Source organism: Bacillus sp. FSL H8-0545 (assembly GCF_038006105.1).
Lineage (GTDB): Bacteria > Bacillota > Bacilli > Bacillales > Bacillaceae_G > Bacillus_A > Bacillus_A cereus_U.
The window spans coordinates 767,504-781,744 of record NZ_JBBOUO010000001.1 but is presented as its reverse complement, the minus strand read 5'-3'; the positions used below and the strand labels follow the sequence as shown (position 1 = coordinate 781,744).

Here is a 14,241-nt window from a genome sequence, read left to right as displayed (position 1 = left end):
CCTTGTTATGAAATTGAGTAACGTACTGTAATACAAAACTCTCCTTGATTAACAGTCGTTCCCGTCGTTGTAATTCGAACAGTAGTAAAGTGCCTCACTGTGAAAGTACCACTACTTTGCGGTTGTACAGTAATCGTATCGACTACTGTAGCACCTACTAAAAAATCCACTGTAATTGGATTCGCACCTGTATCATATTTTACATAACCTGAACCGTATATTTCTTGTGTAAGATTATTCGTATATACAATTTGAGTACCCGCACCTGTAATTGACCAGTCTGCACATACTTGATCTTGCACAAGTGTTTTATTAGTACAACAAGACAAACTGGAACTTCTCATTCCCATTTCAACCCTCTCCTATTCTTCTACGAAAGTGAATAGCGTGTCGTAATACAAAATTCTCCCTGATACGTTCCAGCAGGTGTTGCAGGTAACACAACTTGTATACTATCAAAGCGGCGATACGTAAACGCGATACTCGTTCCTGGGTTTAATGTTTGTGTATCAATTGTAGCCCCAGCAGAATCAAGTGCTTCTACAGTAATTGGGCCTGGTCCAACATCATATTTAACAAAGCCAGTACCAATTACATTTTGGTTAATATTATTTGTATAGAGAACATTATCAATTGCTGTTGTAGCTACAGTAGCAGACCACGGACTACACACTTTATCTTGCACATAATTTTTATCTGGACAGCAAGTTAACGCTGATCCTGAGCATTCACAAGACATAGTCTTTCCCTTCTTTCTTTTTTATTCCTTATATGTGTATGTCCTGCAGAGTCTTTTGCCTGTACTATTCATCTATTTCCAAAAATAATCACATCATAATTTAAAGTAAAACTCCCACCTCAATACTTTGCCTTACAGCTGAGTTTTGAGGTGGGAATCTTACTGCCCGCAAATAGCAAAATAAACTAAATAGATTCAGTTTTGTTTCGTTTTTTCATAAATTTATAGATAAAGATACTACCTACAACAATAAGAACGACCACTAATATAGGTAACATATATTGTCCAACAACACCCGCTGCTTTTTCCCAATGCGGACCTAATTTCATTCCAAAATAAATATACAAAGTCGTTAACGGGAACATTGCTACAAATGTATATATGCTAAATTTCCATATGTTCATTTTCGCCATACCACATGGAATGGAAATAAGCGTTCGAACTCCCGGGACGAAGCGTCCAACAAATGCTACAACCGGTCCATATTTCTCAAAGAAATCATCTGCTTTTTGAATTTGTTCTTCTTTAATGAAGAAGTATTTACCGTATTTCACCAATACAGGGCGCCCGCCGTAATAACCGAGCGCATATAACGTTAATGGTCCTGTCGTTCCACCAAGTGTTCCGGCTAACACCGCAAGCCAAAAATTCATGTCTCCCTCGTACACCCAATACCCAACAAGCGGCAAAACTACCTCTGCTGGAATAAACTCAAAAGTTAAAGCTAACACAACTCCAAAATAAGAAAACTGCTTTAAATACTCAATTATATCTAAAATAATTTGCTCCATACTTTTAACCCCCTATCCTATATTCACATTATGCTTTTCTTGCAATTGAACTGGCGCCATCTTTACGATTCGATTCAAAATGAATAACACAATTCCAATATCATCTAAAATACCAATAAACGGCAAGAAGTCTGGAATGAAGTCGAGTGGCATCGCAACATACCCAACTAAAAAAGCAATAGATAAAATTTTCTTCTTTATGGAAACCTCTTTTGAAGTAAAAAAGTCAAATAGGAATGGAACAAAACGGCGGACATGAAATACAACTCTTAATCTACTAAAAAGTTTTTTCATTTTCTAGCTCCTCTCTTTGTATACAAAAAGGACCCTACCAAATATGGTAAGGTCCTAAAAAAGACAATAAGGGGCCTTTACCATTGCTGGTAAAGGTCTCACTAACAACGAAACGTTGCCAATAAAGCCGAGGGTTTCTCCCTGTAATGACGACTTTACTGTAATAAGTTACTCCCCTTTAGATACACAATTTTATACAATCACATTAAGATATTTGGAGGGGCTTGTCAATATTTTTTTCATAATGAAACCTGTTCACATACTTCTATCACTGTTACAATTTGTCTGCTTATTCTTCCCCACAATCTATTTTTAAAGCGGATTATATTTCGGTATCTCTAACCCTGAGGATTGTGCTAACTTCAATAAATAGTAACACTCCTCCCTCGCCATATGATCCGCCATCCTGGCTGATAATGAACTTAATATTTGCTCAGACAACTCTAATTCTTCTACTTCTCGAAGGAAATGCGAGAATAACTTTAGCTCTAGTGAAACGTCTTTTGTAAACTTCTTCAAAGCTGGAAAATGTTTCAGTTCTGCCCGTAAATAACCTGTCATTTCAACTGCTTTTAAATAAAATTGTTCAAAATGTTTAGCGAACAAATCACTTTTCTCCTTCAATCTTTTTTCCACAACATCTAATCCGCCTGAAATAGAACCAGCATGCCCTGCTGCATCCGTTAACCACGCGAGATGATAGTGTAGTTCATGAAAAATGGGCGGGACTTCTCCCCTCCCTAAGTATTCTAATACTGTTATATATTCCTCCACTTCATTCACCATATGATTAATAAAAGTCGGAGTAAAATGAATTACAATTTTACCTTCCAATTGCTTTTGTATAATATTTAATTTAAATGCTCGAATCTCCTCTGCAGCTTGTTCTGCATCTTTTGAAAATGCAATAAAATTTACAGTATGAATTTCATTTAAAAAGTTCGTGAATTTCCCTACAAAATAGGTGGCTTTCTGTATATCTTCTTTCTCCTGTGGAGCTAAAGCATCTAGTAAAAACTGAGCATGATCCCCGAGAACTTTGAGCCAAAATTTATGTTCAAACAGTGCGCTTTCTTCATACATTCTATCCACGCTATCCCCCCTATGGTTACTCATGCCTCTGATGAAATTTGAAGCTTATAGCAATCTGGATCATAAAGAGTAATTACCACCCCATCCGCATGCTGTTCTTCCGCAAAAGATATTTTGTAAAACTGTAATTTTCTCTTTACTTTTTCCATATCAAGAATTGAAAAGGTTATTAATTCACACGAAAAATTAGCAACCTTCTCTCGCCCTCGTAAATTCCGATTTACCACAAAACAAATTCTCGTTGAACCAACATCATACCAAACACCTGTTACACGTAATTGTGGTCTCTCCTCGCTCGGTTTAAAACCTAAAATCCCTTCATAAAAATATAATGTTTCCTTTAAGTTTTTGGATTCTAATACAATGCATGTTGTAATACTTCCCATCCGCACTCCCCCTGTCTCTATTAGTTTTCTATATGAGTCATAATTTGCAATTATGTACGAATATAATACGTAGTGATGAATATTTCATTTATAAAGGAGGAATGTAACATGGATAAATTCATGAAATCCTACATACCTTATCATGGTCCAAACGATCCTTGTCCTCCAATTGGAAAGAAATATTATTCAACTCCCCCGCACCTATATATGGGTTTTCAACCAACTAATTTACCCCAATTCACACCAAAAGAAGCTTTAAGAAAAGGGACTTTATGGCCTGCTTTTTATGATTATTATGAAAATCCTTACAAAAAAGGACGGTGAATAAAAACGTGACACAAACATTGCCTGATGAATATTACAAATGGATTGAAGAGCTGCAAGAATTAGACTTTGTATTAGTTGAACTTACTCTCTATTTAGATACGCATCCCGACGATACTGCAGCTATAAATCAATTCAACGATTTTTCTTATAAACGAAGAGTATTAAAACAAAAAATTGAAGAAAGATACGGACCACTTCAGCAGTTTGGAAACAGTTATTCTAACGCTCCATGGGAATGGAGCAAAGGCCCTTGGCCATGGCAAATATAAAGTGAAACTTTAATCAGTGGGGGTTTTGTTCATCCCCCACTGATTATTAACCTTCACCAATCGGGCGTTTACGGGCAGCAGGGCTTCCACCCAACTTCTTTGCTCCAGCCGAATTTTGAGGTGGGAGTCTTACTGCCCGCAAATAGCGGGATAAAGGAGAGAAACTATGTGGATTTATGAAAAAAAATTACAATATCCTGTTAAAGTGAGTACTTGTAATCCAGCACTCGCAAGATTATTAGTTGAACAGTACGGTGGTGCGGACGGCGAACTAGCTGCTGCTCTTCGCTACTTAAATCAGCGTTATACTATTCCTGACAAAGTCGTTGGCTTACTAACTGATATTGGTACAGAAGAGTTCGCCCATTTAGAAATGATTGCTACAATGATTTATAAATTAACAAAAGATGCAACACCTGAACAAATGAAAGCTGCCGGATTAGACGCGCATTATGCGAATCATGACAGCGCTTTGTTTTATCATAATGCAGGTGGTGTTCCTTTTACTGCCACTTACATTCAAGCGAAAGGAGATCCTATCGCAGATTTATACGAGGATATTGCAGCTGAAGAAAAAGCACGAGCGACTTATCAATGGCTAATTGATTTATCAGACGATCCCGATATAAATGATAGCTTACGCTTTTTACGCGAACGAGAAATTGTCCATTCTCAACGTTTCCGAGAGGCTGTAGAAATTTTAAAAGAAGAACGTGATAGACAAATTTATTTTTAATACACATATCCTAGCGATATGTGTTTTTTTACGTTAAAAGTCAAATCCTTCCTTCATTAACATATAAATAGTATATTTATTCAATTTTACGCATTATTTTAAAATATTTTTAAAATTCCCTCTTGCTTTCTAGTCATCAGACCTTTAAAATAATAACAGTTACTCGACAAATTATTTGAATTTTCGACAAAAACACTCATTAGGAGGATTTTCTTTATATGCGTACAACTTTAAAACCAGCGCAAATACTTTCGATTAGTTTACTACTATTCGCAGTTTTCTTCGGTGCTGGTAATATGATTTTCCCGCCCCTTCTTGGTCTTTCTTCCGGAGAAAATATGTGGGTTTCCATTACAGGATTTATTATTACGGACGTCGGTTTATCTTTACTAGCTATCGTGGCTGTTGCCCTTGCTGGTGGTAGTTTTAATACTTTAGCAAGCCGTGTTCATCCAAAATTCGCAGCAGTATTCGCTATCATTATTTATCTTTCAATCGGCCCACTATTTGTTATTCCACGAACTGGAACTGTATCTTACGAAATTGGAATCGCACCACTCTTCCCGGATCAATGGTACTCTATGTTAGTCTTTAGTGCGATTTTCTTTACAGTCGTCTACTTCTTATCATTAAATCCATCCAAACTAGTAGATCATATCGGAAAAATATTAACGCCAATTTTACTTGGAATTATTGCAATTATGGCAACAAAGGCGATTCTTTCACCAGGATCGTTCGCAGAACCTGTTGGTGACTATAAAGAAATCCCATTTTTCAAAGGATTTCTCGAAGGCTTTTTAACATTAGATGCAATCGGAGCTCTCGTATTATCAACAATTGTTGTAAATGCAATTCGCCAAAACGGTATACAAGTTAAGAAATCCATTGCGAAATATACAATTATTTGCGGAAGCATTGCTGCCCTTTTCTTAACAATAGTTTATTTCTTACTCGGTTATATTGGCGCTTCAAACGGGAACTTAGGACAATTTGAAAACGGCGGTCAGCTATTAGCTACTGTTATGTATCAATTCTTTGGGACAAGCGGGAATGTTTTATTAAGTATCGCAATTATCTTTGCTTGTTTAACGACTGCAATCGGTGTTGTAAGTGCATTCGCAAACTATTTCGCAACAGTGTTAACGAATGTTTCATACAAGAAACTGGTACTATACGTTTGTATCTTTAGCTTCATCATTTCAAACTTAGGCTTAAGCTTATTAATTAAAATTACATTACCTGTATTAATTATTTTATATCCAATTACAATCATTTTAATTTTCGTATCATTTATTGATAAATATACGAAACGTAAACCTTCTGTCTATATCGGAGCGATGATCGCGGCATTCATTATTAGCTGTATTCATGCACTTGATAATGTGGGAATGATACCAAGTTTTATCGCTAATATCGTACACACAATTCCTTTTTATAACTTAGGAATAGGCTGGATCGTTCCAGCAATAATCGGTGGTATAATCGGATACTTTATTCCGCAAACAGAAGCTGAAGGTGAAGTTTCTACAAAATAAAGAAGAAGCAAGCATTGATTATGCTTGCTTCTTCTTTATTTTCACATCATATGTTTAAAAGTAAATAGCTCTTCTTTTGACTGCACGGCAGATTGTTCTTCTTCTACAACTGTCTTCTTTATCTCTCCCCCTAACCTTACTTTCATCATCGCCTCTTCTATACTTTTTACAATCATATTTCCTGAAAAAATAGTAAGCCCGAAAAATGTAATTGGGACGAGAGGAATCCATGGATGCACTGTTAATGATCTAAAATAGACTCCTATTAAACCTGACCATTCATGTGTGTAAGAGTCTATTTCTTCTACCGGTCCTAAAAACTTAACAGTTCCGCCAAAGAATACTTCCAGTAACCCTAAGTGCAGTAAAATAGTAAGAGTCTGCGTAAACTGCTGAAGAAATACAAGTATAAACGTCATATATAGGTGCGGAAAAATATGCTTTATAACAATGTGTCTTCTTGATCCACCTAATATGCGCGCGGCATCAATAAATTCTTCCGTTTGTAATTTACGAACTTCCTTCGCAACATACAGTGCAATAACTGGCATCACAAGCATTACAAGTAATACAACTTGAAACGAAGCCCTTTCAAAAAAAGTTGTTGTTTCCTCTCCACTTCCAAATCTATTCACAGATTGAAGAAAGAAATACGCAATCATAACCGTCGGAATAACTGTGAAACTATCAAAAAAAGCCTCAATCTTTGAAAAGCCTCTTTTTATATATGTTCCGAGTACAACACCGAAAAACACACCTATTACCATTCTAAGTGCCGCAATTAAAATAGATATACCAATCGTCCACTTCGCGCCTTCAATGACTAAATGTAAAAGGTCATATCCTTTCCGGTCTGTCCCGAGTAAAAATTGTAATGAAGGTAAAAATGGTGGCACTTCTGGGTTTCCTGACGCATCATATTGCAGTGTAACTTTTTTAATCTGTCCATCATTCCATATCATATTTCCGATGCTCAAAAGAACTAATATGAGAAGAAACCCAATGCTTATCCAAAACCTTTTATCGCGTTTTATATACGTCCACATATTATAATCTCTCCTTCATCGCAGCTGGAATGAGGTAATGAAACAATTTAAATAAAATAAAAATTGGAATATAAATAAGCAGCACACTAACGATGAAAACCTCAACCCTAATACCCTCATACGATTTCAAAAACATAAAAATACCACCCGTATTAAAAATCCATTCTATAATATATAAATTAGATAACATAAAAAAAACATTCGTTTTCGCAAAGAAAAGTGTACTAAGCAACACATTTCGTAAAATATGACGATTTAAAATATGAAAGCGATCCAGCCCTTTCGCTTTAGCAAATAGTACATAATCTTTTTCCAGCTCATTTTCAAAACGAAGCACTAACATTTTTACAAACATAATCGTAGTCGGTATACTCAAACAAAATATTGGCAATCCTCTAATCGACTCGCCTCCAATTGACGCAATTTGAAAAGGTAAAAAACCTGTTTGTTTAAAAAACCATATAACTAAAATTTGTGACACTAAAATAAGAAGAATGTCTGGAATGGATTCTAGGAAGATAAGAAATGATTTAATTCGATGTTGTATACGCGGTGAACTACTCATAATCATATAAACGATACAAAATGCTACAAATAATGAAATGAAAAAAGCGGCCAAAAAAATAACAATCGTTTCTTTATAATGGACAAACAACTGTGGGAATAAAAATTTATCTCTCACATATTGCAAATTGGAGAGATCCATTAAGTTCAAAAATACTTCTTTTAAACTCTTTATGTACTTTGATACATGCAGCTCAAATCCATAAAATAATTTCGGCAGTGCCCCTAAACAAATAATCCCCAAAATCGAAATAATAAATTGAATCGTCATTTCCATCCCATTCAAAAATACTTTTTTGACCATTTTTCCCCTTCTCTCTCTATGATTTACCCTTCAATTTTATTCTCAATTTTCTGAATTGTAAATATTCAAACATAAAAAAATCGCTAGGTTATGATCCCAGCGATTCCGTATGCACATGCTTTTCTCTTTTCGCAAACGGCATATACAAAATAAAACATCCAATCAAAGCCGTAATCTCCAATGAAATAATATAGTAAGGATGCGGACCTAACATATCAAGTAATGAAGCAGTTTCTGGCTTATGAGCTAAAAACATATAATTACCACCTGTTTTAAAATTCACAAACGAAACGATAGGAATTAAGATGTTTAAAAATATCATCGTACGCTTAATAGATTGTAATGTTGGACGATATCCTTCCACCCAAGTCATAAAGAGCGGTGCCCAAATGAGCAATATATGTGCGATAAAAAACTCAATGAAACGAAAATGCGGAAAAGCATATTGCACGTTTGGCGTTAAAATGGCTTGTGAGGCACCAATAATTCCTGTGAAAAATACAATCTCATATATTCGATAACTTTTCGTTACAATCATAATCGACGCTAACAATAAACTTATCGTACATAACTCAAGCGGTAATGAAGTGCCTAGCTCAAAAATACCCGCTTTCCATTCCCACATATGAAGTCCAATCTCACTTCCTACAAATAGAAATGCAATCGCATATCGAACCGTTATATTCCACTCACTTTGACGTAATACATCTTGGTATTGATACAGAAAAATTATCCCCACCAACACAATAAATAATATAATGGCATGTTGTCTTGAGTATGGAATAAATGGTTTTAATGGATACGCACTAAAATAAGCTTCCATCTTCCTTCCTTCCTCCTCTCCTTCATACAATATTATTGTAAGAAAGAAACAACGAGTCAATTCATCTGCTTAAAGCATAAGTTTCACTAGGACAACCTCTACCTTACATTTGCATATCCATACCTTACAAAACTGTAAGGTTATTGTAAGCTAAAACGATTTGTCAGATTCTTCACCTCTTCTATACTTAATGTAGATACTAAAACGAACGAAAAGGTGATAAATAGATGAAGAAGAAAAATAAAGTGTTAATTACTAGTGTAGTAGCAATCGGAATTGCAGCTGGATCATATTTTGCTTTAGCTGGCGGTAGTTCAGAAGTAGCAATGGCATATGGCGGTTATAAAGTTACGGAAAAACAAATTGAAAATGCACAAAAATTTGGCGGCGAAGTTATTCCAAATGGAATTGAAACAATTTCATTCGATCCAACAAAAGGTACGTATGAATTAGCTGTTAAAAAAGGTGATGAAGTAAAAAAAGGTCAGCTTCTGTTTAAATATAATGACCCTACCGCTAAACAAGGTGTAACGGAAGCAGAAATGCAGAAGAAAATCGCACAAAAAGAAGTAACATTGTATCAAAAACAAATTGATGCAGCGAAACAAAAATTACAAAAAGATAAAAATGCCGGCCTTCCTCAGGAAGCATTAAAAGCATCGGAAATCGAAGTGCAACAATTAGAATCACAACTTGAAATGAAAAAGTTTGAAGTAGAAAAAGCTGATGAAATGATTAAAGCAGCAAAAGAGAAAGTAAACACACTTTCTGTAACAAGCCCTGCTGATGGTGTAATTGACGATATCGTAAAAACTGCTGATGAAAAAACAGGTATGAGTGGCATTACTCTTCGTCACGCTGGTCAATTTAAAGTAAAAGGTCAACTTTCTGAATATGAACTTGCTAGTATGAAAGTTGGGCAAGAAGTAACTGTTTCATCAAAAACGGTCGCTGGTAAGACTTGGACAGGAAAAGTAACGGAAATCGGTTCTACACCATTAAAGAGCATGGACGAAAATAAAACTGTTTCTAACTATCAATTCACTGTCACATTAGATAATAGTGAAGAATTACAAAACGGCTTCCACGTTTACGTAACAAGTAAATCTGGCGAAGCAACTGGTACAATTGTTCCGAAAAGCAGCATCGTGAAAAAAGGTGACAAAAATGTTGTCTTCGTTGTAAAAGATGGTAAAGCGAAAGAACAAGCGATTACTGTTGAATTCGAGACAGATAGCGAAGCAAAAGTTTCTGGAGTGAAAAAAGGAGAGCAAATTATCTCTAAACCTGAAAAAGACTTAAAAGATGGTATGGAGGTTGTCGTTGAATGATTAACTTAAAAGGCATCACGAAATCCTTCCAAAACGGTGCAGAATCCGTTCAAATATTACACGGAATTGACGTAACACTGAACCAAGGAGAATTCACTTCTATTATGGGACCATCTGGTTCTGGTAAATCAACATTAATGAACATTATCGGTTGCTTAGATAAACCAACGACAGGTACGTACGAACTAGCTGGTCAAAACATTTCAAACATGTCTGAGACCGAACTTGCACACGTTCGTAATAAAGAGATCGGGTTCATATTCCAAAACTTCATGTTATTACCGAGACTTACAGCACTTCAAAATGTAGAGCTACCTCTTATTTACGCTGGAGTCGATAAAAAAGAAAGACGCGAACGCTCATTAGCCGCTTTAACAAAAGTTGGTTTAGCTGATCGAGCTACTCACTTACCAAACGAATTATCTGGTGGTCAAAAGCAGCGTGTTGCCGTTGCCCGTGCAATTGTAAATAACCCAAAATTCATTTTAGCTGATGAACCAACGGGTGCACTTGATACGAAAACGAGTACACAAATTATGGACCTCTTTTACGAATTAAACAAACAAGGCTCAACAATCATTATGATTACCCATGACCGCGAAATCGGGGAAGCTGCAGCACGTCAAATTGTAATTCGTGACGGAAATATCGTCCAAGATTGGAGAGGTTAATTTTGAACACGAGTGAAAATATACGCATGGCCCTTTCCTCTATCTTTGCTCATAAAATGCGTTCTATATTAACAATGCTAGGTATTATTATTGGTATTAGCGCCATTATTACTATCATTTCAATGGGTGATGGTACAAATGCAAAGTTTAAAAAAGAGTTAGGCCAAGGAAAAGATACGGAAGTAACGATTTACTACAACAACCCTGATTACGGAACTGATAGTGCCAAAATTACAGCTGATATGTTAAAACGTCTTCAAACTGTGCCAGGCGTTAAAGATGTTTATCCAGATGTAAGTATGAAAGTAAAAGCATCTTCTGGTTCAAAGGATGTCTCTCTTGATTTAAAAGGTGGAACAGGCGCCTTCATGACAGATGCGAAAATAAAATTAGTTCACGGTCGTGAATTAAATGATAGTGAATTAAAGCAAGCAATCCCTGCTGTTATTTTAAATGAAGAAGCTTTCAATAAATTATTTAACGGTTGGGAATCAAATTTATACACTGATATAAAAGGAAAACCATATAAAATAGTCGGTGTGTACGAAACGAAAAATGAATTCGGAATGGCTATGGCTGAAGGTTACACGTCACTTGAAAACGCCCCTGTCATTTCCGGAGTAAATGAATATGACTCTGTAAAACTAACACTAGTTTCTCCAGCAGAACGTAAAAGTGTAGAAAAACAAGCCGTTTCCGTTTTAAATGAAATGAAAGCTCCTAAATTTGAGCATAAATTTGAAGCTCAAGATATGGGTGAGTTTACGAAGCAATTAGATGAATCAATCGGTATGATGAAAATGGTATTCGGTGGTATTGCTGCTATTTCTTTACTTGTTGGTGGTATCGGTGTAATGAATATCATGCTTGTATCTGTAACAGAACGTACACGTGAGATCGGTATTCGTAAAGCACTTGGTGCAACGCGCGGTAAAGTATTAACGCAATTCTTAATTGAATCTTGTATTTTAACAGGACTCGGTGGTTTCATCGGATTCATGCTCGGTATCTTCTTCGCTTGGATCGTCTCAACCTTTGCCGGATGGCCACTCGTTATCTCAAAAGAACTTGGACTTCTTTCAGTAGGTATCTCAATGCTAATCGGTATTGCATTCGGTTTACTACCAGCAAACAAAGCTGCTAAACTTGATCCAATTGAATGTTTACGATATGAGTAAATAAAAAACGTAGGAGTATACACTCCTACGTTTTTATTTTGTTGAAGGCAAATGTAATTTTATCGACGTTTTGACACAAATAAGAACCTCTAACTTCTATTATATAAAGTGAAACTATACTCAGTGGGAGTTTTGTTCATCCCCCACTGAGTATTAGCCCGCACCAATCGGGCGTTTACGGGCAGTTAGTCTCCCACCTAACTTCTTTGCTCCAGCCAAATTTTGAGGTGGGAGTTTTACTGCCCACAAATAGCGGGATAATTCTACTGTAATTCGTGAACCAATTCATAACGATATCGTCCCTTTAAATCATGTTTCTTCTATTATATATGTTTCATGTTACGAATATCTTTTTATCATTTAAACTTTCATTTCTTGCGAAAGCCATCAAGCAATCCTATTATTACAAAAATAATATGTAAAAGAACAAATTCAAGGCGTAATTTTTTCCATACTACAACTTATTTTGTAACAATTATATCTCTATTTCATTAAAATTAACCCTATATATATGACTTCACACACAAAAAAATTATATTTTTATAACTAAATTGCAATTTAAACAGTTAAATACCCCTATTTCGTAACGTTATAGAAATGACAGTGTAACTCTACTGATACATTATTAATCTATTAGTAATTAAAATAGTATTGATTTTATGAATACTATGTTCTAATCCCCTAAAAAACGCGAAGAAAACGCTATCAGGATATTAATGGAATTATTACAGAATATTAATGCCTCGTTACGAATGCTTTGTAGTTTTGTGTTTTCCGCAAATAAGAAAATAATGGTTGCTATAATGAGGTCAACGAAAACAAATGCAATGGAGGCTATTATGAAAAAATTTATGGGTATAGCAACAGCAGCGGTTTTTGGTCTTGGGATTTTCACAACATCTGCTAAAGCAGAAACAATCGTAACGACTGATGTACTAAATGTACGAGAAAACCCAACTACTGAATCACAAGTTGTCGGAAAGTTATTAGATGGATATAAAGTTAACGTTTTACATACAGAAAACGGATGGTCAAAAGTTAAATTAAATAGTGGTAAAGAGGCTTTCATAAGCGCTGACTACACAAAAGATACTTACTACGTAACAGCAAACGTATTAAACGTACGTGCTGGTGCAAACACAGACTCAGAAATTCTTGGTAAGTTGAAACAAGATGATGTAATCGAAACAACACACGAAGTGCAAAATGACTGGATTCAATTTGAATATAACGGAAAAACAGCTTATGTTCATGTTCCTTACTTAACAGGTAAAGCACCAGTTAAAGTTCAACCAGCAGTTAAAGTTGAAAAAGCAATTAAAGTTCAAGACACAGCTAAAGTTCGTGAAGCAGTTAAAGCTGGAGAAGTAGCTGAAACTCAAGCAAAAGCTAAAGCTCAAGAAGCAACTAAAGCTCGTGAAGCAGCTGAAGCTCAAGCAGAAGTTAAAGCTCAGGAAGCAGCTAAAGCTCGTGAAGCAGCTAAGGCTCAAGCAGAAACTAAAGCTCAAGCAGAAACTAAAGCTCAGGCAGATGCTGAAGCTCAAGCAGAAGCTAAAGCTCAAGAAGCAGCTAAAGCTCGTGAAGCAGCTAAAGCTCAGGAAGCAGCTGAAGCTCAAGCAGCGGCTAAAGCTCAAGAAGCAGCTAAAGCTCGTGAAGCGGCTAAAGCTCAGGCAGATGCTGAAGCTCGTGAAGCAGCTAAGGCTCAAGAGGCAGCAGCTGAAGCTCGTAAAGCAGCTAAGGCTCAAGAGGCAGCTGATCGTGAAGCGGCTAATAAGGCTCAAAAACCAGCTACACAACAACCTGTTGCAAAAGAAACTGAGAAAAACACACAATCTTCTTCTCGTGAGTTCCAAGTTGTAGCAACAGCTTACACAGCAGATCCACTTGAAAATGGTTATAAAGCAGGCGACCAAGTAAAATCAGCTTTAGGCCATAACTTAACAGCTAATCCAAACATGAAACTTATTGCAGTTGATCCAAGTGTAATTCCATTAGGTTCAAAAGTATGGGTTGAAGGTTACGGAGTAGCAATCGCTGGTGATACTGGTGGAGCTATTAAAGGAAATAAAATTGACGTTTTAATGCCAGATAAAGGTACATCAAGTAACTGGGGACGTAAAACAGTTACAGTGAAAATTTTAAACTAATTATTAAA

At 36.0% G+C, this 14,241-nt stretch carries 17 protein-coding genes; 8 read left to right on the top strand and 9 right to left on the bottom strand.

What is annotated here, in order from left to right; all coding sequences use genetic code 11:
* Positions 1–5: 5 nt before the first annotated feature.
* The 6 genes from MHI07_RS04100 to MHI07_RS04075 all read right to left on the bottom strand — a co-directional run bounded on the left by MHI07_RS04100 (position 6) and on the right by MHI07_RS04075 (position 3,302).
* Positions 6–350 (bottom strand): DUF3992 domain-containing protein, encoded by a 345-nt coding sequence (locus tag MHI07_RS04100; RefSeq protein ID WP_002159166.1) that lies wholly within the window; start codon positions 348–350, stop codon positions 6–8.
* Positions 351–370: 20 nt separating this feature from the next.
* Positions 371–739, bottom strand: a complete 369-nt coding sequence (locus MHI07_RS04095; RefSeq protein WP_002203338.1) for a DUF3992 domain-containing protein — start codon at positions 737–739, stop codon at positions 371–373.
* 185 nt (positions 740–924) lie between these two features.
* Positions 925–1,530 (bottom strand): DedA family protein, encoded by a 606-nt coding sequence (locus MHI07_RS04090; RefSeq protein WP_002203339.1) that lies wholly within the window; start codon positions 1,528–1,530, stop codon positions 925–927.
* A gap of 12 nt (positions 1,531–1,542) precedes the next feature.
* On the bottom strand, positions 1,543–1,824 hold the full coding sequence (locus MHI07_RS04085; RefSeq protein ID WP_340822078.1) for a YkvA family protein: 282 nt from the start codon (positions 1,822–1,824) through the stop codon (positions 1,543–1,545).
* A 312-nt stretch (positions 1,825–2,136) separates the two neighbouring features.
* On the bottom strand, positions 2,137–2,916 hold the full coding sequence (locus MHI07_RS04080) for a DUF2935 domain-containing protein (protein WP_340822076.1): 780 nt from the start codon (positions 2,914–2,916) through the stop codon (positions 2,137–2,139).
* 20 nt (positions 2,917–2,936) lie between these two features.
* Entirely contained in the window at positions 2,937–3,302 is a 366-nt protein-coding gene (locus MHI07_RS04075; RefSeq protein WP_340822074.1) for a VOC family protein, read from the bottom strand.
* A 108-nt stretch (positions 3,303–3,410) separates the two neighbouring features.
* Between MHI07_RS04075 and MHI07_RS04070 the strand changes: the two genes are divergently transcribed.
* The 4 genes from MHI07_RS04070 to brnQ2 all read left to right on the top strand — a co-directional run bounded on the left by MHI07_RS04070 (position 3,411) and on the right by brnQ2 (position 6,169).
* Positions 3,411–3,626: a spore coat associated protein CotJA gene (locus MHI07_RS04070; RefSeq protein ID WP_000357172.1), complete on the top strand. Its 216-nt coding sequence runs from the start codon at positions 3,411–3,413 to the stop codon at positions 3,624–3,626.
* A gap of 8 nt (positions 3,627–3,634) precedes the next feature.
* The gene (locus MHI07_RS04065; RefSeq protein WP_000194952.1) at positions 3,635–3,898 is read left to right on the top strand and encodes a spore coat protein CotJB; all 264 of its coding nucleotides are present in this window, start codon (positions 3,635–3,637) and stop codon (positions 3,896–3,898) included.
* Positions 3,899–4,064: 166 nt separating this feature from the next.
* Positions 4,065–4,634 (top strand): spore coat protein CotJC, encoded by a 570-nt coding sequence (gene cotJC, locus MHI07_RS04060; RefSeq protein WP_002140479.1) that lies wholly within the window; start codon positions 4,065–4,067, stop codon positions 4,632–4,634.
* Between the two features lie 218 nt (positions 4,635–4,852).
* Positions 4,853–6,169 (top strand): branched-chain amino acid transport system II carrier protein BrnQ2, encoded by a 1,317-nt coding sequence (gene brnQ2 / locus MHI07_RS04055; RefSeq protein WP_340822072.1) that lies wholly within the window; start codon positions 4,853–4,855, stop codon positions 6,167–6,169.
* A 41-nt stretch (positions 6,170–6,210) separates the two neighbouring features.
* Here brnQ2 and MHI07_RS04050 read toward each other — a convergent pair whose 3' ends face one another.
* The 3 genes from MHI07_RS04050 to MHI07_RS04040 form a co-directional block, all read right to left on the bottom strand.
* Positions 6,211–7,215 (bottom strand): ABC transporter permease, encoded by a 1,005-nt coding sequence (locus MHI07_RS04050; RefSeq protein WP_340822070.1) that lies wholly within the window; start codon positions 7,213–7,215, stop codon positions 6,211–6,213.
* A gap of 1 nt (position 7,216) precedes the next feature.
* On the bottom strand, positions 7,217–8,083 hold the full coding sequence (locus MHI07_RS04045; RefSeq protein WP_131232347.1) for an ABC transporter permease subunit: 867 nt from the start codon (positions 8,081–8,083) through the stop codon (positions 7,217–7,219).
* An 88-nt stretch (positions 8,084–8,171) separates the two neighbouring features.
* Positions 8,172–8,906 carry a YwaF family protein gene (locus MHI07_RS04040; RefSeq protein WP_340822067.1) on the bottom strand — a complete coding sequence of 245 codons (735 nt, stop codon included), beginning with the start codon at positions 8,904–8,906 and terminating at the stop codon, positions 8,172–8,174.
* 227 nt (positions 8,907–9,133) lie between these two features.
* On the opposite strand from MHI07_RS04040, the gene MHI07_RS04035 reads away from it, so the two are divergent.
* The 4 genes from MHI07_RS04035 to entC all read left to right on the top strand — a co-directional run bounded on the left by MHI07_RS04035 (position 9,134) and on the right by entC (position 14,233).
* On the top strand, positions 9,134–10,237 hold the full coding sequence (locus MHI07_RS04035) for an efflux RND transporter periplasmic adaptor subunit (protein WP_002159176.1): 1,104 nt from the start codon (positions 9,134–9,136) through the stop codon (positions 10,235–10,237).
* A complete protein-coding gene (locus MHI07_RS04030) occupies positions 10,234–10,908 on the top strand; it encodes an ABC transporter ATP-binding protein (protein WP_016094728.1) in 675 nt (224 codons plus the stop codon). The genes MHI07_RS04035 and MHI07_RS04030 overlap by 4 nt, the downstream gene beginning before the upstream one ends.
* A gap of 26 nt (positions 10,909–10,934) precedes the next feature.
* Positions 10,935–12,086 carry an ABC transporter permease gene (locus tag MHI07_RS04025; RefSeq protein ID WP_445661754.1) on the top strand — a complete coding sequence of 384 codons (1,152 nt, stop codon included), beginning with the start codon at positions 10,935–10,937 and terminating at the stop codon, positions 12,084–12,086.
* A 716-nt stretch (positions 12,087–12,802) separates the two neighbouring features.
* A complete protein-coding gene (gene entC, locus MHI07_RS04020; protein ID WP_340822061.1) occupies positions 12,803–14,233 on the top strand; it encodes a cell wall-binding protein EntC in 1,431 nt (476 codons plus the stop codon).
* The last annotated feature ends 8 nt before the right edge of the window (positions 14,234–14,241 follow it).